Below are 17,850 nucleotides of genomic sequence, written 5' to 3'. Positions count from 1 at the left end.
GCTAATTGTAGAAACATGTCGACGGTGTTTAAAGCCCTTTCAGATCCGACGCGCCGCCAGGTGTTGCAGATGTTGCGTTCCGGTCCGAAGACTGCGGGCGAGCTGGCCGCAGCATTCGACGTCTCCAAGCCAACCATGTCCGCGCATTTCGCCGTGCTTCGCGAAGCCGATCTCGTCGCGTCGGAGAAACACGGCAAGTCCGTCATCTATCAACTGAAAATGTCCGTGCTGGAGGATGCACTCTTGGGGTTTGCCCAGGCATTCGGCTGGGAACTCGCCCCCGGTGCGGCAGAGACCGAGGGAGAACCCCATGCCCGCTAGCCTGTTTGCCAGCCAAGGCAGCGTCATCTCGATGGCGCTCCTTGTGATCATGCTGTCTGCGCTCAATGGATGGGCAACGCCGGACAAGTGGCTGGCCTGGACCGGGGTCGCGTTCCTCGCATTGGCGGCGGTGATGGCCATGGTGGCCTGCCGCAACCTGGAACCGGCAACCCGCCGAAATCTTTATCGCAGCCTGTTCGCGGCAGGGTTTTCAATCGGCATCGCCCTGGCGTTCAGCCTCGGTGAGACGTTCAACTGGATACCGGAGGCCGCCTCCAAGCGCACAGCCGGCGTGTTGATCGGCCTGGTGCTCGCCGCGACCGGGAATTTCCTGCCAAAAGCCGTCATCCCGGTCAGCGCGCGTCGCTGCCATCCGGCGCGGGCGGTCCGCGCTGAACGGTTTGTGGGCCTGGTTCTGATGATGGCCGGCATTGTCTTCGCCGCCATCTGGTTATTCGCACCGCTGGAGGTGGCCAAGGTCGGATCATCTTTTGCAGGGCTTGTCGCTTTCGGCACGGCGTTGGCCGCATGGATGTGGCTACACGCGGGCACTTCGCGGGCCGCCGATTTCCGGGAGGACTGACATGACCACTCCAGCCCACGGCATTCGTTTCGCCATCTTCCAGCTATTGCTGGCGGTCTTCTTTGTCTGCATCGCTTTTCTGGTCGATGCGCGCTGGGGCGATGACGCCGTGACATGGCTAGTGGTCGGTTATGCCGTCGCCAACGGACTCGTCGTCGCCACATGGTTTGGCGGGTTCGTACGCCGGGCACAGAAGCCCGACACCGACGTCAGCCCGGAATAACACTAGCGCTTGGCAGAGCGGCATGCGGGAGCTACCTCTGCCGCATGGCTTTCGCTGACCCCCTGCCCCTCGCCCAGGCCTTGATCAAGGCGCCATCGGTCACACCGGCCGATGCCGGCGTCATGGACGTATTACAGGCCGCGCTCGAACGGCTGGGCTTTACCGTCCGGCGCTATCCGTTTGAAGAAGTCGATAATCTCTACGCCCGGCTCGGTACTGACAGTCCCGTGCTGGGCTTTGCCGGCCATGTCGACGTCGTACCGCCTGGCGACGATACGGCCTGGACCAAAGGCCCTTTCGAGGCGCGGATCGAAGAGGGCGTTCTTTGGGGTCGCGGCGCCTCGGACATGAAAGGCGCCCTGGCCGCCATGGTGGCCGCGGTCGAGCGCGTGCAGGCGGAACAAGCCATTCCCGGCTCCATCGTCTTTCTCATCACCGGTGACGAGGAAGGCCCGGCGGTCAACGGCACGAAGAAGCTGATGGAGGCGCTGCACAGCGAAGGCGAGCGCTTTGACCATGTCCTGGTCGGCGAGCCGACCAATCCGCATCGCATGGGCGAAACCATCAAGGTGGGCCGCCGCGGCAGTCTGAATGGCGTCATCCGCGTCATTGGACGGCAAGGCCATGTGGCTTATCCCGAGCGCGCCGAAAACCCGATTCCCAAGCTGATGGCGTTACTGTCCGAGCTTCTGGAACGGAAGCTCGATGACGGCGTGCCGCACTTCCAGCCGAGCAATCTGGAAGTGACGTCCGTCGATGTCGGCAACGCACCACACAATGTGATCCCCGCGGAAGCACGGGCAAAGTTCAACATCCGCTTCAACACAGCCCACAAGGGCGACGATCTCAAGCGCTGGATCGAAGACGAAGCCAAGGCGCTAAGTGTCGGTTTTCATGGCCGGATCGAGCTTGATCTGACGGTGACCGGCGAAGCCTTCCTCTCGACACCCGATCATTTCACCGAAGCTCTCAAATCTGCCGTGACCGCCGAAACCGGTATGACGCCGGCGCTCAACACAACCGGCGGCACATCTGATGCCCGTTTCATCAAGGATTATGCGCAAGTCGCCGAGTTCGGGCTCGTTGGCGCCACCATGCATCAGGTCGATGAACGCGTCTCGACGGCCGATATCGAAACGCTGACGCGGATCTATGTCGGTCTGATCCTCGCCTATTTCGGGATCGGCACATGATCCGGCTGATCGCCGAAGCCTGGGGCGGCGTGATCGCCGTGACTCGCGCCATCGCCTTCCGCGAGGACTGGCAGGCCACGCTCAATCTCTCAGCGTCAGGTCTCGTGCGCAGCTTTACCGCCGCCCTCCTGACCCTGCCGATTTTCTGGTTCACCCTGCAGGGTGCGATGCGATTGTCGGCCGAACTCGCGCCGGATGCGTCCATCACCTACACGCCGGGTGACTTTATTGCTGACATGGTCCGCATCTGGCTGGTCTTTCCAATTCTCGCAGTGGCGCTTGTGCGGCTGGCCGGCGTCAAACACCGCTATGTCCATTGGCTTGTTCTGCACAATTGGGCGGTGCTGTTCCTGTTCGCGGTTCAGGGGCTGGTTTTCGTTTTCTACCTGTCAGGATTGGCGAATGCGTCGACAACAGCGTTCATCTACACCTTCGTCTATTTGCTGTTCCGCTTCTTCCTGCATGCCCGCATCGCGGTGGTCGCACTCGGCTTGCCGGCCGGCCGCGGCATCGCGCTGGGCCTGATACCGGTCTTCACCGACTTCATGCTGATCCAGCTGATCCGCTAGGCGAGATACTCGACCCGTTCGAGATAGAGCCCGTCGGCCGGTGCCACCGGGCCGCAGCGCGCGCGGTCACGCGCCTTGAGCGCCTGGACCAGGTCGGTCTCCGTCCACTTGCCACGGCCGATCTCGACCAGCGAACCGGTGATCGACCGCACTTGCCGGTGCAGGAAAGAGAGCGCCGAACAGGTCAGCTCCACCTCGTCGGCCACGCGGCGCACCGCGATCGTATCCAGCGTCTTCACCGGCGTGTCGGCCTGGCATTGCGCATCGCGAAACGTCGAGAAGTCGTGTTTTCCGAGAAGGCGCTGCGCGGCCGCATGCATGGCGTCCACGTCAAGCTTCACCGACACCCGCCAGACCTTGCCCTTGTCCAGCGTCAAGGGTGGCCGCCGGTCGATAATCCGATAGATGTAATGGCGCTTCGTCGCTGAAAACCGGGCGTGAAAATCCTCGTCCACGCGCTCGCAGGCGAGAACGGCAATCAGATCCGGTTTCAGATGCTGGTTGATCGCGTCGCGAACCGTGTCGGTGCGCAAATTCTTGCCGAGATCGACGTGCGCGACCTGTCCCAGCGCATGCACGCCGCTGTCGGTCCGGCCTGCGCCGATCACCTCGACCGGCGCGCCGTTCAACTGTCCGGCGGCGCGTTCCAGGCTGCCCTGTATGCTCGGTCCATGGTCCTGCCACTGCCAGCCCATGAAGGCCGATCCGTCATATTCCAGCGTCAGCTTGTAGCGCGGCATCAGTCCAGCACCGTGCCTGGGGACAGCGTGTTACCGCGCAGGAATTCCTTGGCATCCATCGCGGCGCGCCCCTCGCGCTGTAACCGCGTCAAACGAACGGCGTCCGTTCCGCACGCGATCAACAATGCATCATCGAGCACGGTGCCGGGCTCGCCCTCACCGTCCTCCGGCTTGGCGAGGTGCACTTTTGTACGGATCGCGCCCTTGCCCGATGGCATCTCGAACCACGCGCCGGGAAACGGCGACAATCCGCGAATCTGGTTGGCCACGACATTGGCCGGCTTCGACCAGTCGATGCGCGCTTCGCCATTGCTGATCTTCTTCGCGTAGGTCGCCCCCGCTTCGTCCTGCGCGACGGCTTCCAGCGAACCGCGTTCCAGTGCCGCCAGCGCCCGCGGCCACATCTGCGCGCCGGTCGCCATCAGTCGGTCGTGCAGGCTGCCGGCTGTATCGAAAGGGAAAATCCGGACCGTCTCGGACAAGAGGATCGGCCCTGTATCGAGCCCCGCCTCCATCTGCATGATCTGCACGCCGGTTTTCTCGTCGCCTGCCATGATCGCCCGCTGGATCGGCGCCGCCCCGCGCCAGCGCGGCAACAATGATGCATGCAGGTTGAGACAGCCCAGACGGGGCGCATCGAGCGCTTCCTGCGGCAAAATCTGTCCGTAGGCGACGACAGCCGCGAGATCGAGCTCCAGCGCGGCGAAGTCTGCCAGCACATCAGGATCGCGAAAACTTTCCGGCGTCGCGACGTTCAGTCCCAGCGTCTCGGCAAGCTGGTGTACCGGCGTCTTGCGTTCTTCCTTGCCGCGCCCACGCCGCCGTGGCGGCTGCGTGTACACACGTACGATCTCATGGCCGGCCGCCGCAATCTCGGCAAGCGAGGCGGCCGCAAAATCGGGCGTTCCCATGAAGGCGAGGCGCAAACTCATGCCGGCGTTTCTGCCGATCGCGCGGCAAAGATCAAGCCTTCGCGGCGGTCAGTCCTCAAAGCCCCACGGTGGCGGAGGCGGCGTCACCGGTTCAGACAGGTCAAACTCGGCCCGGAAGGTCCGGTCCGGCCGGTCGAGCCCGTAGGTGAAGGTGTCGCCATCGATCTGCATCAGCCAGACATTTTGCGCCGAGGCTTCAATGCCCTCGCGAACAAACAGCTCGCGGCTAAATGCGTCGGCTGGAAACTCGATCCGCGTCGCCGTCACGGTGGAGCTATCGCCGCCATATTGCGTCAGCACGTCTGCCGACCCGTCTTCGTGACGATGATCGTGCTTCAGCCGGAAGCCATCGCCAGTGCGGCTCAGAACCCAGGTCCGCGAACGGTCTTCGCCGACATGCAGCGGAATGCGGATCTCATCGTCTGAACACTCGCGGACATGCATGACCAGGGTCTGCGACGCCCAGTCCGCATCGCGGGGATCCTCGCTCGTGACGCGGCCCTCAAAGGCCTGACCGCAATACGCTTGCAGGGAGTCGAACAGGGTGGTCGTGTCCGTGGTCGGGTCCTCCGCAGTACATCCCGTTATCCCGGCAACAAGAAACACGACTGCCATTCCTCGTGGCCAATTCTTCCCGGATTGCTCGATCATTATCCCCTCATTGTGCTAACACAGTGATACAGCCATTAGCTGCATCGTTGTCGGCGATATCTACGCTAGACTCGCTTGGGACAGTGGCAGATCACGGCTGGCCGTCAATTCACCTGTGCGGGTGTCCAATCTTCCCGCCTCAACTCCATCACCAGGCAATGATCCTCGTCGAACCAGCGCTCGCCGACATCGGCGAAACCGAGCCGGCGATAAAAGCGGATCGCCCTCACATTGATCATCAGCGGGTCGATCAGAATGTTGGTCACCGACGGATCGGCGAAACAGCGGGCAATCGCCGCCCGCATCATCTGCGTGCCATACCCTCGCCCGATGTTCGTCTCTTCCCCGATCCAGATATCGATCGCCCGCTGGTTGGGCGCGCACTTGCCCCAGTAATGGCTTTCCTCGCGCGCCGGATCGATGATTTGCACGACACCGATCGGGCGCCCCTCCGCTTCGCCGATCAAGATCTCCTGCCAGTCAACGTTTCGCGCAATTTCGGTGGCCCAGCCCTCCTGCGCCTCGGGCGGGAGCGGTTGATCCGGATCGTGTCCGGTACACCATTTCACATGAGGTTTCTCGTCCCAGGCCGCGAGCGTGGCGACATCGTCCGCCTGCGCCGGCCGCAGGTTCACGCCGCGTCTTGCTCGCGCTGTTTGACGAGCTTCTTCACCTTCTGGACCGCGCGCTGGCGTTTCAGGCGGGAGAGATGATCGATGAACAAAACGCCTTCCAGATGATCCATTTCGTGCTGGATGCAGACCGCGTACATGCCCTCGGCGATCTCGCGCTGCGGCTTGCCGTGATAGTCGATATAATCGACCTGGATGCGATCGGCGCGCTCAACCTCGTCGAAATAGGACGGCACCGACAGGCAGCCTTCTTCATACGGCACGAGATTGTCGGATGGTTCGGACAGGACGGGATTGACGAAATAGCGCGGATTTCGCTCGCCCTTGCCCCAATCGAGATCCATGACGATCACCCGCTTGGGCACGCCGACCTGGATCGCAGCGAGACCGATGCCGTCGGCCGCATACATGGAATCCAGCATGTCATCCATCAGCGTGCGGAGTTCCTCGTCGACGGTTTCGACGGGCTCCGACACCTGTTTCAGGATCGGGTTGGGAACGGTGAGAATCTCGCGAACAGCCATGCGGCATAGGTATGCGAGCCGGGCGCGCGGTTCAAGGGATGGATTGGCGGCGCGGCAAGTTCAACCGAATCAGCGATACTCGGCAACTCGTTTGCGGAGGTCATCTTGCCAGACATTATCGATAGCGGATCGTGGCCGATCCTGGCAGGTCTTTTCGGGCTCGCAGTCCTCGCCGGCGCCGGTCTCGCGGCGCTGCTGTTCCGGCGCGCCCGGCCGGATGCTTCCGTCACCAGCGCGATCGCCGGCCTCGCCCGCGCCAATGCAGAGCTGCAGGGCCGATTGGCGCAGATCGCCAGCGATCAGCAATCGGGCCGCGCCGAACTCCAAAAAACCGTCAATGAGCGGCTTGATGCCGTGACCAAGCGGGTCGGCGATTCACTCGGTGAACAGACCCAACGCACGGCGCAGTCGCTCCAGACCCTGAATGAGCGTCTGGCCCTAATCGATGCGGCGCAGAAGAACATCTCTGAATTGTCCGGAGAAGTGACCGGCCTCAAGCAAATCCTGTCCAACAAGCAGGCACGCGGCGCGTTCGGGGAGGTCCAGTTAAAGGACGTCATCGAGAGCCTGCTGCCGCCATCCGCCTACAGCTTCCAGTCGACGCTTTCGACCGGCAAACGGCCGGATGCGCTCGTCTTGCTGCCGCAACCGCCGGGCCCTATTGCCGTGGATGCCAAATTCCCGCTGGAAGCTTACCGCCATCTGGTCAATGCCGGCGACGATGCTGCGAAACTGACAGCGGCGCGCGCCTTTGCCGTCGATGTCAAGAAACATCTCGATGCGATCGGTGAGAAATACCTGATTCCAGGCGAAACAGCGGACACCGCGTTGATGTTCGTGCCCTCCGAAGCCGTTTACGCGACCATACACGCTGACTTCCCCGATCTGGTGGATCACGGGCGGGCGCGCAAAGTGCTGGTGGTCTCGCCCACAACGCTGATGGCGATCCTGAACACCGTCCGGGCGGTTCTCCGCGATGCGGAAATGCACAAGCAGGCTCACCTTATCCAGGCGGAAGTCGGCAAGATGGTGGAGGATGTTCGCCGGCTCGACGACCGGGTCGAGAAGCTGCAGCGCCATTTCGACATGGCCGTACGCGATGTCGACCAGATCCGGACCTCCACCGGGAAAATCATCTCGAAAGGCGAGAAGATTGCTGAAGTCGACCTCGATGACGACCAGCCGGCCAAAGCTCTGCCGTCCAGCTAGCGCTGTTCCACCCAGAATTCACCGATCTTGGTTTCCGACAGGGTGGCTTGTTCCCATTCCTGGTCAATGCGATCGAATGCCTCCGCATGCGCGGCCACCAAATCGGCCCGCCAGGATGGATCCTTGAAATAATCAATCGTCAAAAACCGGTCGGGATCGCTGGCATCGCAGTGAAGTTCGGTCCGCAAATATCCTTCGGACCGGCCGAAGAAATCGGCCCACACACCGTCCGGGCCATAAGCGGCGGCAAATCGGTCGCGCCAGGCGGGATCGACACGATATTCCCAGACATAAGCGTAAACGCGATGCATACGGTTTTCTGCCATCCTGCTGGGTAGCGATCCAGTGACAAAGCGGTCATCAGCACCGCATGGCCGCGACTGGACCAGCAGGAGAAGCGCGATGCGCGTGACGAACATATCGATCCGCGACCTGACAGACGCCCAGCGCGCGCAATGGCGGAGCTGGGCCTGCCCGGATGGCCAGCCGGTCAGCCCCTACCTCCTGCCCGACTTCGCCGAAGCCGTCGGCGCCGTGCGGGAAGATGTGCGCATCGCCGTGATCACCGAGAATGGCGAGGACGCAGGTTATTTTGCTCATCACAAGCGCGGCCAGGGAATCCGCCCGGTTGGCGCGCCAATGTCGGACTACCAAGGCATTATCGCCCGGCCAGGCACATCGATCGGCGCAACCGCCCTGTTATCCCAACTCGGCGCCGGATTCCTAGCGTTCGAAAACTGGTGGAGCGGCTCCGCCGAGCCAGGCGGCACAGGCCGTGAACGGGACGGATCGGTGGTCGTCGATTTGTCGGACGGACCCGAAGCCTATTTTGCGGCGCGCAAGGCTTTGCACAAATCGCAGTTCAAGAATATGGAACGCCGCCGCCGCAATGCGGAACGCGACTTTGGCCCGGTGCGGCTTCAGGCCGGCGACCCGGACGGCCGGCTTTTCGAGACCCTGGTGCGCTGGAAATCAACGCAATACGCCGAAACCGGCAAGCTGGACGTGTTTGGCATCCATTGGGCAAAACGCCTTCTGGAACACCTCGCCGCTTTGGACGATCCGGCATTCCGCGGTGAGGTTTACGCCTTGTGGCTCGGCGATGATCTGGCCGCGATCGAATTCGGCCTGCGCGCCGGCGATCTCTATCACTCCTGGTTCCCGGCCTATGACGAACGTTTCGCGAAAGTCTCGCCGGGCCTGCTCTTGCTGCATGAGATATTCCGGGCGGCGCCCGAGCAGAAAATCACGCGCGTCGATCTCGGGCGGGGCGGGACGCACTACAAGACCTATTACGCCTCCTATGAAGTCCCGCTCGATGCCGGCCGCTTAACAGCCCCGGGTCTCGCCGCGCTCGGGCTGAAGAGCTGGGATATGGCTGAAGCCGTTGCCGGCCGCTTGCCCGGCAGGCTGGGCCAACTTCCGGCCCGCATGCGGCGGCGGTGGTCGCAGGTCAGTGCGTTCGAGCCACGACTCGGGCCCCGCCTTGCAACTTTTGCCAAGGGCTTCGTGAACCTACCCGGCCCGGCTTGAGCTGTATCACTTGCCGCTAGGCTGGTCGGCGTGACTTGAAAGCCGCCGCCAAAGTCCCGTCATCGAGATAATCGAGCTCGCCGCCGACCGGCACACCGCGGGCCAAGCTGGTGATCGTCACATCCAGTGTTTCGAGGCGGTCGGACAGATAATGCGCCGTCGTCTGTCCATCGACAGTGGCATTGAGCGCCAGGACAATTTCCGTGATCTCCGGTGCCGCAGCCCGATCGAGCAGCTGGCCGATATTGAGGTCCTCCGGACGTATACCGTCGAGGGGTGACAACACGCCGCCGAGCACGTGATACCGTCCCTTGAAAGCTGCAGCGCGCTCCAGCGCCCAGATATCCCCGACGGTCTCCACGACACAGATCACAGACGGGTCGCGGCCCGGTGCCGCGCAAATCGCACAAGGATCGGACACGTCGAGATTTCCGCAGGTCGAGCACGCGGAGATCTTGTCCGCCGCGTCAGACAGTGCGTCCGCGAGCGGCCCCATCAGCGCCTCGCGCTTTTTCAGGAGATGCAGCGCCACACGCCGCGCCGAACGCGGCCCGAGACCGGGCAGCTTGGCCAGCAATTGAATGAGGCGTTCGATTTCCGGTCCGGCGGAATGGGTCGACACGGCGCCTATCCCGGAAAGGAAAAGCCGGGCGGCATGGGCATGCCGCCCGCCGCGTCTTTCATCACGCGCGCCTGCACTTCTTCGGCCTTGCGCCGGGCATCGGCATGAGCGGCCGCGATGAGGTCCTCGACCACTTCCTTCTCGCTGGCGACGAGGATGGAAGGATCCAGCTCGATCGACTTCATATCACCCTTGGCCGATAGGGTGACGCGGACCAGACCCGCCCCGGATTCGCCGACCGCCTCTTCCTGATCGAGCTGGGCCTGCGCCTCCTGCATGCGCTTTTGCAGCTCCTGCGCCTGCTTCATCAATCCCATCAGGTCTTTCATGACTGGCCTTTCGCACTCGGCGGGATTTCATCTTCTTCCGCTGATTGAGCGGGTTTCGTTACCGATACAATTTCCGCCCCCGGGAACAATTGCAGGGCTCTGGCAATGGCCGGATCGCGCGCCACGCGCTCGAGATGCTCCCGTTCTTCACGCTGCTGCCGCTCGCGCAGCGTTTCCCCGCCCCGTGAGTCATGCGTCGGCAGCACGGCCCAGGTCGTGCCGGTCTTGTCCTGCAGCCATTTCGCCAAGCGTTGCGCGAGATCCGGCGGCGCATGTTCGGCAGGCTCAAACACGATCTTGCCGGGCTTGAACGAGATCGGCCGCACAAAACGCATCACGTCCGAACGCAAATGCGCATCGGCGCGATCGGCCATCGCGTCGTAAAGATCGTCCAGCGATTGCGGCGCATCGTCCAGCGGAGCCGCCGCTTCGGACGGCGCCACCTCCTGTGCAGCGACCGGGGCGGGCTCCGGCGCGGGCGCCGGTTCAGGCTTTGGGGCCGCCGGCGCAGCCTCCCCCTCCCCGCGCAGTAATTTGGCCGCGTCTTCCGGCGACGGCAGCGAGGCGGCCGATCCCAGCCGCAACAGCGTCATTTCCGCCGCTGTCAGCGGATCGGGTGCGCGGCGCACATCCTCCAGTCCGGTCAGCAGAATTTTCCAGAGCCGCGTCAGCTGGGCAATCGACAGGTTTTCGGCCAGCGCCGCCAAGCGCGCCACGGTCTCCTTGGCTTCGGCCAGATCGGTATCCGGCCCCGCAGCCTTGATGCGGGTGACGGCGTGCACATAGTCGAGGCAGTCGCGCGTGATGACGGCGGGATCGCCACCGGAATCATAGAGCGAGGCCAATTCGCCGAGCGCCTTCGCATGATCGCCCGCGAGGGCCGCTTCGAGCAGGTCGAGCACCCGCGCCCGATCTGCCAGTCCCAGCATGTCGCGGACCTGAAGCGCGCTGACCGGCCCCTCCTCGCCCTGAACGATGGCTTGATCGAGCAGCGACAGCGCATCGCGCACCGAACCTTCGGCGGCGCGCGCGATCAAGGCGAGCCCGTCTGTCTCGATATCGGCGCCTTCGGTCTTCGCAATCCTTGCCAAATGCGCGGTCAATACTTCGCGGTCCACACGCTTCAGGTCGAAGCGCTGGCAGCGCGACAGAACCGTCACCGGCACTTTCCGGATTTCCGTCGTCGCGAAGATGAACTTGACGTGCGGCGGCGGCTCTTCCAGCGTCTTTAAAAGCGCGTTGAATGCCGAATTCGACAGCATGTGAACTTCGTCGATCACATAGACCTTGTAGCGCGCGGACACCGGCGCATAACGAACACCCTCGAGAATCTCGCGGATATCGCCGACACCGGTACGCGACGCCGCGTCCATCTCCATGACATCGACATGATTGCCTTTCTGGATCGCCGCACAGTGTTCACCCGGCGGCTCGAGCGCGATCGACGGCGCGTCGACATCATCGGTCAGGTAATTCAGCGCCCGCGCGATCAGCCTCGCCGTCGTTGTCTTGCCGACTCCGCGCACGCCCGTGAGCATGTAGGCATGCGCAATCCGGCCGGTTTTGAAAGCATTGGTGAGCGTTCTCACCATCGCTTCCTGGCCGATCAGGTCTTCAAATCGTGTCGGACGGTATTTTCGTGCCAGCACCTGATAGCCGGCGCTCTGCTCCGGAAGATCGAGCCCCAGAGACGGCCCCGGATCGGTGTCCGTCATCTGTTCGGGCGCGTCGTCCATATCACCGTGTCTGGTCTGATTCCGGATGAAGGTGGAAGACCGGACAGCGACCCGGAGCAAAACTCGTTACGGCTGCTTCCTTCCGGACCTGACCGGGTTGGCGAGGCGTCCGTCCGCGCCGGTCTTCCACGACCAATATCGGCCTTTCGGTCCGGCTCCGCAAGGGCGCGGAGTCAGCGCCCGCTAACGCTGATCACATACCGGCTGTGCCGCGAAGCGAGGCGAGGCTCGGCGGTCATGATCTCCACCAGCACCGGGCCGGTGGCTTCAATGGCATAGGATCGGGCACCGGTTTGGGCCCGTTCGCGCCGGAGGCGGCGGCCGGTTTCCGCATCATAAATCGTCGCCTGCTGGCGCATGGCCTCGTTCTCGAACGCTACGGTGACATCGATCGGGCCGTCCGTTTCGATCCGCCAGAGGTCGCTCAAATCGTCATGACCGATCAGGCCTTGGCTCGATTCGCCCACGGCAAGAGTTGGAAACTCGCCATCCTGTTCTGAATCCGCATCGCCGGCGCCATGATCGGAGGCGTCCTCAATCGCGACCTCGAACAGCGAAAGCGGCGTCGTGCGTTCATAATTGTCGCCGACGCCGATAATGAATCCCTCGCCGGTCGTATCGACATAGTAACCCGTAAGGCTGGTGCCCGGAAGATCGCGTTCGCGCGGGAAACCGGAGCCCGCGCGCTCGCCATCCGGATTCAGCATCCTGATCGTCATCGCCCCCAGGACAGCGCCGGATTCTTCCACCTCATCATCCCGTCCGACATAGGCATAGCTCTGCAACAGGCCGCGCACGACGCCCATCTCGCCCTCGTCCGTATCGATACGGAAATACCGGAACTCGCCACGCGGCAGCAATTCGCCGGTCGTGTAGATTCCAGGCTCAAGCGGTATCGCGGTGTCCGGCGTCAATCCGCCCTGGACCGGATTCTCGCACCGGATCAATTCGCGCTCGGACCGGCGGACCGTCATGCCGGCGACCTCGCGCATGGCTTCTGCTAGAGCCTCGCCATCCGGTGCGTTGATATAACGGCCGCCGGCGGCCGCCGCGACGGCGCGCATCTGCGCTTCCTGGGCGGCATCGAGATCGAAGCCGACCACATACGCCGAGACATTGATATCCCAGCCGCGAATGGTCTCCGCCATCGCAACGGGATCACCGCCGCATGTTTCCTCACCATCGGACAACAGCACGATCAGCCGCTCGCGCGCTTCCGTCTCCATCAGATCCATCGCCGCGGCTTCAAGGCTGGCCGCAATGGGTGTGTAGCCATAGGGCGACAGTCCGGCGGCAGCAGCCCGCAACTCCGTCATGTCATCGCCGGTAAAGCCGGTCATCCGCTCGGTATTCGGGCAAGACGCGTCCGCCGTATGCTCCACACTCGAATCAAATCCGTAGGCCCGCAGCGACGCCATGACATTGGCATCCTCGATCACATCAAGGGCATTGATGAAGGCCGTGCGGGCAATCTCCATCTTGGTCTGGGCGCCCGCGGAAGCTCCCATCGAACCGGACGCGTCGAGGATGAACTGAACGGCGACCGGCGCGTCGCCCTCCGGCGCCACGGTCTCGCGGTCTTCAAAAGAGACGCCGCGGACGACTTCCAGAATGCGTTGCTGAATGATGTCAAAGGCAGGGCAGGCTTCAATGCCATGATCGACCGGCGCGACGGTCGTCTGGGCGTTCGCCGCAGCCGCCAGACTAAAAACCCATGCCAGCCCCGAGATCCCAGCTCTCATCGCAGTCCTCCCCTTTAGCGGCATCACGCTAGCACGATTTGCCGCACCGGTCCCGCGATGGCGCGGGCTGAGGGGAGTCGTCTACCGGGTTGCGGCCAGCAAAAAGGCGTAATGGGTATCCAGAGCCTCGATCAGCCCGAGATCGCCATTGCGATCGACCAATACGTCACGCCAATAGGCCGCCACGCGGGCTTGCGTTTCGAGCCAGTCCCGTGCCGCCGAATTGGCAGCCGCCGTTCGCGTGTCCAACGAAATACCACCTATCCGGATATCTGCGCCCATGGCCGTCTCCTCACCTCTGCATCACATGAGAATAACTCGCATTTGCACGCACTAGTCAAGCCGGTCGAGGCGGGAGACATCGGTTTCTTTGAAGGCGCCGTTTTCGGCTCTGTACGGCGTCAGGCTGAAATAACCGTCCGCAACATCGATCACATTGAAGCCGGCCGGCTCCTCTCGCGTCCGCGACGAGAAAGCTGTGGACGCGCCGACAAACCAGGCAGTGCGGTTTTCGGCGGTCACCGGGCAGGCAAAGCTCTGATGGAGATGACCGGTCAATGTGAGATCCGCGATTGCAGCGATCTCGCGCGCGAACTTCGGGGCCCGCTTGGTGCGCGCCCGGCCGCGATTGTCGAGCGGTGACAGGATCGGATGATGTGCGGTCAGGATCTTCGTCGGAACAGCGCTGGAGCCCAGCGCCGCCAACGGATTCGCCAGCTTCTTGCGCGAGACCACGCCAAGCGACCAGTCGAGCCGGAACTGAACGCCCCGCGCTGAATTGAAGCTTTCGATATGCACGCGATCGTTCAGGAATCGGTCGTCGGCCACCTCACCCATCGCCTTTTGCAGCCGCCGCCAGGGCCGCGTCAGCCGCGTCGCGACATTAAGCAGCGGCGTGTCGTGATTGCCCGGCGTGAGCACAATGGGCGCATCAATCTCTCCGAAGAAAGCGGCGGCTTGAGCGAACTCCGCGCGCGAACCTGTCTGGGTAAGATCGCCGGCCACGACAACGACATCGGCAGAGAGGCCTGGAAGGCGATTCAGGAAGTCGTCGACGAGACGCGAATCCTCGTCACCGAAGTGCAGGTCTGCGATGTGAACAATGCGGCTCATACTGCTATGACATCGACGCATCGCGTTCCGAATTCAAGTTCCACGGGACTGTCCATGCGTTCAGGCTCACCATCGAGCAGCACGGGAACATGGCCGCGAGACGTCACCGTCAGCCGTTTGGCTTCCGTGATCCAATTGGGACCGGCTTCCGGGAATCCCGGGACCGCCGCGAGCGCGACGCCACCGGCGAGGTCGGCAATGTTGCGCATGCGCCCGCCCTGGACCGTAAAACGGCCGTCGGTGACAAGAGTGTCGGGACAACTCACATAAAGTGCGGTTGTCCGCCGGGGTGCGAGATCGTCATGCAGGTTCGCATAGAACTGACCGCGGAAAAATGACCGAAACCCGGCCGCCAGATAGGCAGGGAAGCGCCGGATCCGGCGCCAACCCCGGTTGTCCCGCATCTCCTCGCGCAGCCTTGCGAAGGCCGGCGAGATCCCGATTGCCGCCGCAACCGCAAATGTCTTCCCGTTTGCTTCACCCAGTTCGAGCGGTTTGACGGCAGCGTCCCGCGCACCGGCCAGCACCTCATCCAGCGCGATGGTCGAGTGAATGTGCCGGGCCAGCAGATTGGCCGTTCCGCACGGCAAGACGAGCACGGGAGGCGTGTCCGCATCCGCGCAGGCGTTGAGCACCGCCATCACGGTTCCGTCGCCGCCCGCGATGGCAACCGCGTCCGCATCGGCCATGTCCGCCGTATCGACCGAACCGCTCGTGATGTCGGTTTCACCGGACACCGTCCATCCCGCATCGACGATCGCTTTGCGTAAAGCGTCTATTGTAAGTCCGCGCACAAAGGCTCCCGAGCGCGCATTGAATACGAGATGTAGTCTTGTGCGCGTCAACGCTGACAACTCCTTGCCGGACGGTTTACCTGACCGTTCCGCTGCCCCATACCACCTCGCCAAGCCAAGTCCGCGAGGATCGCATGAATCAACTGCCGCCGCTGGCTTTTTGCGGGTCACCGCTGGATCGCGCAGAAGATCTGCGCCGGAGCGATTCCGAGCTGGCAGCGCTTGCACAACAGGACGCCGCAGGCGCGATATTGTTCCTTAAAGGCTGCCCCGCGATCACAACAGATCACGCCCTTCTGCGCTGGCCACTCGCAGAAGCGCTGGCACTGCCGCACGCCGACGAACCAATCCTGCTCGGCCTTGAGGACGGAGCGCCGCTCTATGTCGTCGATCTCGATCCCGGCGCCGCTCCGCCGGAAGAAGCCCGTTTTGTCGACACCCGAATGGCCGCATTGCAATTGCCGATCGATGAGACCGGAATCCTGGCGCACGCCAGATCGCTCGTCGAATGGCGCCGCAAGCATCGATTCTGTTCCAATTGCGGATCGAAAACCCGCCAGATCGAGGCTGGACGCAAACGCGCCTGTCCCGACTGTGGCACCGAGCATTTTCCCCGTGTCGATCCGGTGGCGATCATGCTCGTGGTCAAGGATGACTGGTGCCTCCTCGGCCGGCAGGAAGGCTGGCCGCCGCGCATGTGGTCCGCGCTAGCCGGCTTCATGGAGCCCGGCGAAACCATCGCTCAGGCGGCCGCCCGCGAAGTCTATGAGGAAGCCGGGCTGACTGCCGATCCGGCCACGGCGCAGCTGATCGCAGACCAGCCCTGGCCCTTCGCCTCGTCCTTGATGCTCGGCCTGATCATCGACGCTATAACCGTCGACATCACAATCGATACGCACGAAATCGAAGATGCGCGCTGGTTCTCGAAAGACGAGGTGCGCGCCATGCTGAATGGCGCGCACCCCGAAGCCGATATACCGCCCAAAATCGCGATCGCCAGGCGGCTGTTGGAAGTCTGGGCCGGCTAGGCCGCTTTCGACCAGGTCTGCGCTTCGAACGCCGGATCGACCGGCGTTTCGGCGATGTGGTTGACATAGTTCGAGATCGTTTTCAGCGATGCGCCGAGAATGACTTCGAGCACATTGGCCTTGCTGAAACCGGCCTCGAGGAAAGCCGCGATGTCCGCCTCGCCAACCCAGCCGCGTTTTTCGACGACCGATGCCGTGAATCCTGCCAGCGCGTTCTGCCGCTTGTCGGGCAGCGCATCGCCGGAGCGCAAGGCTTGCAGTGTCTCCGCGTTCATGCCGGCGCGACCCGCAATCGTCGAATGCGCGGCCATGCAGTAATGACACGCATTCAAACGGTTGATCGTCAACAGGACCACCTGACGGTCAATGGCGGAGAAATCTGACTTGTCGAAAATCTTCGAAAGCGTGGTGTAAGCCTCAAGCGTGGCAGGTGATTCCGCCAGTACGCCCATGAGGTTAGGCAGGAAACCGTTATTGGTTTCAATCGATTGGAGAAGTGGGCGCGACGCTTCGGGCGCCGTTTCAGTCGTGTGAACCGTGAGTTCGGACATGGGGGAGCAAGCCTCTTCGTTGTTTTGGACGGTCCGGGCAGCGCATCCGCCCGGCCTGCCGCTTCACATGGTGACCAGGCCCCGAAATGAAATGACCGCGCTGATCACAGCGCGGTCAAATTCATGCGATGTCGGTGGGTAGGCTTGGACTAGCGGACCGCACCGAAGCGCCGGACGTAGGAAATGCCGAACACGTCGGCATCGGTGTCGTCCAGCTCGTGACGGGTATATTCGGCACGGAAGCCGTTGCGGCCGTCAAAGAAGAATTCGCCGCCAACGCCATAGGCAAAGCCGTCGGCGTCATCGGTGAAGGTCACACCCGGAACGGAGGCTTCAACGTCTGCCGTCGTATAGCCGACGCGGGCGAACAGGTTGGCATTTTCCGAGACTGGAAGACGCGCCACGCCGAACAGGCTGGCCGCGTGGTTCAGCTCAACGTCGACCGGTGTGCCGGCGACCACGACAGTGTCGTCGCTGACACCGAAGTCGAGCTGGCCTTCGACACCGAGATAATCGGTGAATTCATAACCGCCGCGAAGCGTGACGGCGCCGAGATCCACGTCGTATGTGCCGTCGGAAACGTCGAAGACCGAATAGCCGCCGCCGAGCGTGAAATCACCTTGGCCGGCGAAAGAAGCGGAAGCCGCGACAGCTGCAAGAGCCGTGGCGGAAGCGAGTGTGCGCAACATTTCAAATACCTTTCGTTTGGGGGGACGCAGGTTAAGATCATAGCAGCCACGATTGGCTGCGGACACAGAGGTGAGAACGCAGACCCAACTCTTCAAGTCCTTGTTTTCACGCTGCGCAGATTTTTCCGCAGCACAT

General features: G+C 62.8%; 23 protein-coding genes and 1 other RNA gene. 8 read left to right on the top strand and 16 right to left on the bottom strand.

Features of this window, described 5'->3' with window-relative positions; translation table 11 throughout:
• Positions 1–15 precede the first annotated feature (15 nt).
• The 5 genes from ACO08C_RS10710 to ACO08C_RS10690 are packed head-to-tail and all read left to right on the top strand — an operon-like array spanning position 16 to position 2,889.
• Positions 16–321: an autorepressor SdpR family transcription factor gene (locus tag ACO08C_RS10710; RefSeq protein ID WP_421785540.1), complete on the top strand. Its 306-nt coding sequence runs from the start codon at positions 16–18 to the stop codon at positions 319–321.
• On the top strand, positions 311–904 hold the full coding sequence (locus tag ACO08C_RS10705; RefSeq protein ID WP_421785539.1) for a hypothetical protein: 594 nt from the start codon (positions 311–313) through the stop codon (positions 902–904). The genes ACO08C_RS10710 and ACO08C_RS10705 overlap by 11 nt, the downstream gene beginning before the upstream one ends.
• A 1-nt stretch (position 905) precedes the next feature.
• Positions 906–1,127, top strand: a complete 222-nt coding sequence (locus ACO08C_RS10700; RefSeq protein WP_421785538.1) for a hypothetical protein — start codon at positions 906–908, stop codon at positions 1,125–1,127.
• A gap of 44 nt (positions 1,128–1,171) precedes the next feature.
• The gene (gene dapE, locus ACO08C_RS10695; protein ID WP_421785537.1) at positions 1,172–2,320 is read left to right on the top strand and encodes a succinyl-diaminopimelate desuccinylase; all 1,149 of its coding nucleotides are present in this window, start codon (positions 1,172–1,174) and stop codon (positions 2,318–2,320) included.
• On the top strand, positions 2,317–2,889 hold the full coding sequence (locus tag ACO08C_RS10690) for a hypothetical protein (protein ID WP_421785536.1): 573 nt from the start codon (positions 2,317–2,319) through the stop codon (positions 2,887–2,889). The genes dapE and ACO08C_RS10690 overlap by 4 nt, the downstream gene beginning before the upstream one ends.
• Here ACO08C_RS10690 and truA read toward each other — a convergent pair.
• The 5 genes from truA to def form a co-directional block, all read right to left on the bottom strand.
• Positions 2,886–3,629, bottom strand: a complete 744-nt coding sequence (gene truA / locus ACO08C_RS10685; RefSeq protein WP_421785535.1) for a tRNA pseudouridine(38-40) synthase TruA — start codon at positions 3,627–3,629, stop codon at positions 2,886–2,888. The two genes, ACO08C_RS10690 and truA, sit on opposite strands and share 4 nt — an antisense overlap.
• Positions 3,629–4,561 (bottom strand): methionyl-tRNA formyltransferase, encoded by a 933-nt coding sequence (gene fmt, locus ACO08C_RS10680; protein WP_421785534.1) that lies wholly within the window; start codon positions 4,559–4,561, stop codon positions 3,629–3,631. Before fmt ends, truA begins: the two co-directional genes overlap by 1 nt.
• A gap of 48 nt (positions 4,562–4,609) precedes the next feature.
• On the bottom strand, positions 4,610–5,176 hold the full coding sequence (locus ACO08C_RS10675; RefSeq protein ID WP_421785533.1) for a hypothetical protein: 567 nt from the start codon (positions 5,174–5,176) through the stop codon (positions 4,610–4,612).
• 140 nt (positions 5,177–5,316) lie between these two features.
• Positions 5,317–5,847 carry a GNAT family N-acetyltransferase gene (locus ACO08C_RS10670; protein ID WP_421785532.1) on the bottom strand — a complete coding sequence of 177 codons (531 nt, stop codon included), beginning with the start codon at positions 5,845–5,847 and terminating at the stop codon, positions 5,317–5,319.
• Complete coding sequence (def, locus tag ACO08C_RS10665; RefSeq protein ID WP_421785531.1) at positions 5,844–6,368, bottom strand: peptide deformylase; 525 nt, start codon at positions 6,366–6,368, stop codon at positions 5,844–5,846. Before def ends, ACO08C_RS10670 begins: the two co-directional genes overlap by 4 nt.
• Before the next feature lie 105 nt (positions 6,369–6,473).
• Between def and ACO08C_RS10660 the strand changes: the two genes are divergently transcribed.
• Complete coding sequence (locus ACO08C_RS10660; protein WP_421785530.1) at positions 6,474–7,577, top strand: DNA recombination protein RmuC; 1,104 nt, start codon at positions 6,474–6,476, stop codon at positions 7,575–7,577.
• Here the strand turns inward: ACO08C_RS10660 and ACO08C_RS10655 are convergent.
• Complete coding sequence (locus ACO08C_RS10655) at positions 7,574–7,888, bottom strand: hypothetical protein (RefSeq protein WP_421785529.1); 315 nt, start codon at positions 7,886–7,888, stop codon at positions 7,574–7,576. The genes ACO08C_RS10660 and ACO08C_RS10655 overlap by 4 nt on opposite strands.
• Before the next feature lie 91 nt (positions 7,889–7,979).
• Between ACO08C_RS10655 and ACO08C_RS10650 the strand changes: the two genes are divergently transcribed.
• Entirely contained in the window at positions 7,980–9,110 is a 1,131-nt protein-coding gene (locus ACO08C_RS10650; protein ID WP_421785528.1) for a GNAT family N-acetyltransferase, read from the top strand.
• A gap of 16 nt (positions 9,111–9,126) precedes the next feature.
• Here ACO08C_RS10650 and recR read toward each other — a convergent pair whose 3' ends face one another.
• The 8 genes from recR to ACO08C_RS10610 form a co-directional block, all read right to left on the bottom strand.
• Positions 9,127–9,732, bottom strand: a complete 606-nt coding sequence (recR, locus tag ACO08C_RS10645) for a recombination mediator RecR (protein ID WP_421785527.1) — start codon at positions 9,730–9,732, stop codon at positions 9,127–9,129.
• A gap of 5 nt (positions 9,733–9,737) precedes the next feature.
• On the bottom strand, positions 9,738–10,061 hold the full coding sequence (locus ACO08C_RS10640) for a YbaB/EbfC family nucleoid-associated protein (RefSeq protein ID WP_421785526.1): 324 nt from the start codon (positions 10,059–10,061) through the stop codon (positions 9,738–9,740).
• Entirely contained in the window at positions 10,058–11,797 is a 1,740-nt protein-coding gene (locus ACO08C_RS10635; protein ID WP_421785525.1) for a DNA polymerase III subunit gamma/tau, read from the bottom strand. The genes ACO08C_RS10640 and ACO08C_RS10635 overlap by 4 nt, the downstream gene beginning before the upstream one ends.
• Before the next feature lie 30 nt (positions 11,798–11,827).
• An RNA gene (gene ffs, locus ACO08C_RS10630) (signal recognition particle sRNA small type) lies at positions 11,828–11,925 on the bottom strand.
• Positions 11,926–11,970: 45 nt separating this feature from the next.
• Positions 11,971–13,539, bottom strand: coding sequence for a vWA domain-containing protein (locus ACO08C_RS10625; RefSeq protein ID WP_421785524.1), 1,569 nt, complete (start codon positions 13,537–13,539; stop codon positions 11,971–11,973).
• A gap of 81 nt (positions 13,540–13,620) precedes the next feature.
• Positions 13,621–13,821, bottom strand: coding sequence for a hypothetical protein (locus ACO08C_RS10620; RefSeq protein WP_421785523.1), 201 nt, complete (start codon positions 13,819–13,821; stop codon positions 13,621–13,623).
• Between the two features lie 51 nt (positions 13,822–13,872).
• A complete protein-coding gene (locus tag ACO08C_RS10615; RefSeq protein ID WP_421785522.1) occupies positions 13,873–14,652 on the bottom strand; it encodes a metallophosphoesterase family protein in 780 nt (259 codons plus the stop codon).
• On the bottom strand, positions 14,649–15,446 hold the full coding sequence (locus tag ACO08C_RS10610) for a diacylglycerol/lipid kinase family protein (RefSeq protein WP_421785521.1): 798 nt from the start codon (positions 15,444–15,446) through the stop codon (positions 14,649–14,651). The genes ACO08C_RS10615 and ACO08C_RS10610 overlap by 4 nt, the downstream gene beginning before the upstream one ends.
• Positions 15,447–15,580: 134 nt before the next feature.
• Between ACO08C_RS10610 and nudC the strand changes: the two genes are divergently transcribed.
• Positions 15,581–16,474 (top strand): NAD(+) diphosphatase, encoded by an 894-nt coding sequence (gene nudC, locus ACO08C_RS10605; RefSeq protein WP_421785520.1) that lies wholly within the window; start codon positions 15,581–15,583, stop codon positions 16,472–16,474.
• Here the strand turns inward: nudC and ACO08C_RS10600 are convergent.
• Positions 16,471–17,025, bottom strand: a complete 555-nt coding sequence (locus tag ACO08C_RS10600; protein ID WP_421785519.1) for a carboxymuconolactone decarboxylase family protein — start codon at positions 17,023–17,025, stop codon at positions 16,471–16,473. The genes nudC and ACO08C_RS10600 overlap by 4 nt on opposite strands.
• Before the next feature lie 149 nt (positions 17,026–17,174).
• The gene (locus ACO08C_RS10595) at positions 17,175–17,714 is read right to left on the bottom strand and encodes a porin family protein (protein ID WP_421785518.1); all 540 of its coding nucleotides are present in this window, start codon (positions 17,712–17,714) and stop codon (positions 17,175–17,177) included.
• Positions 17,715–17,850 lie beyond the last annotated feature (136 nt).

The organism is Hyphobacterium sp., from assembly GCF_965229905.1.
Taxonomy (GTDB): domain Bacteria; phylum Pseudomonadota; class Alphaproteobacteria; order Caulobacterales; family Maricaulaceae; genus Hyphobacterium.
This window is presented reverse-complemented; position numbering and strand designations above follow the sequence as displayed.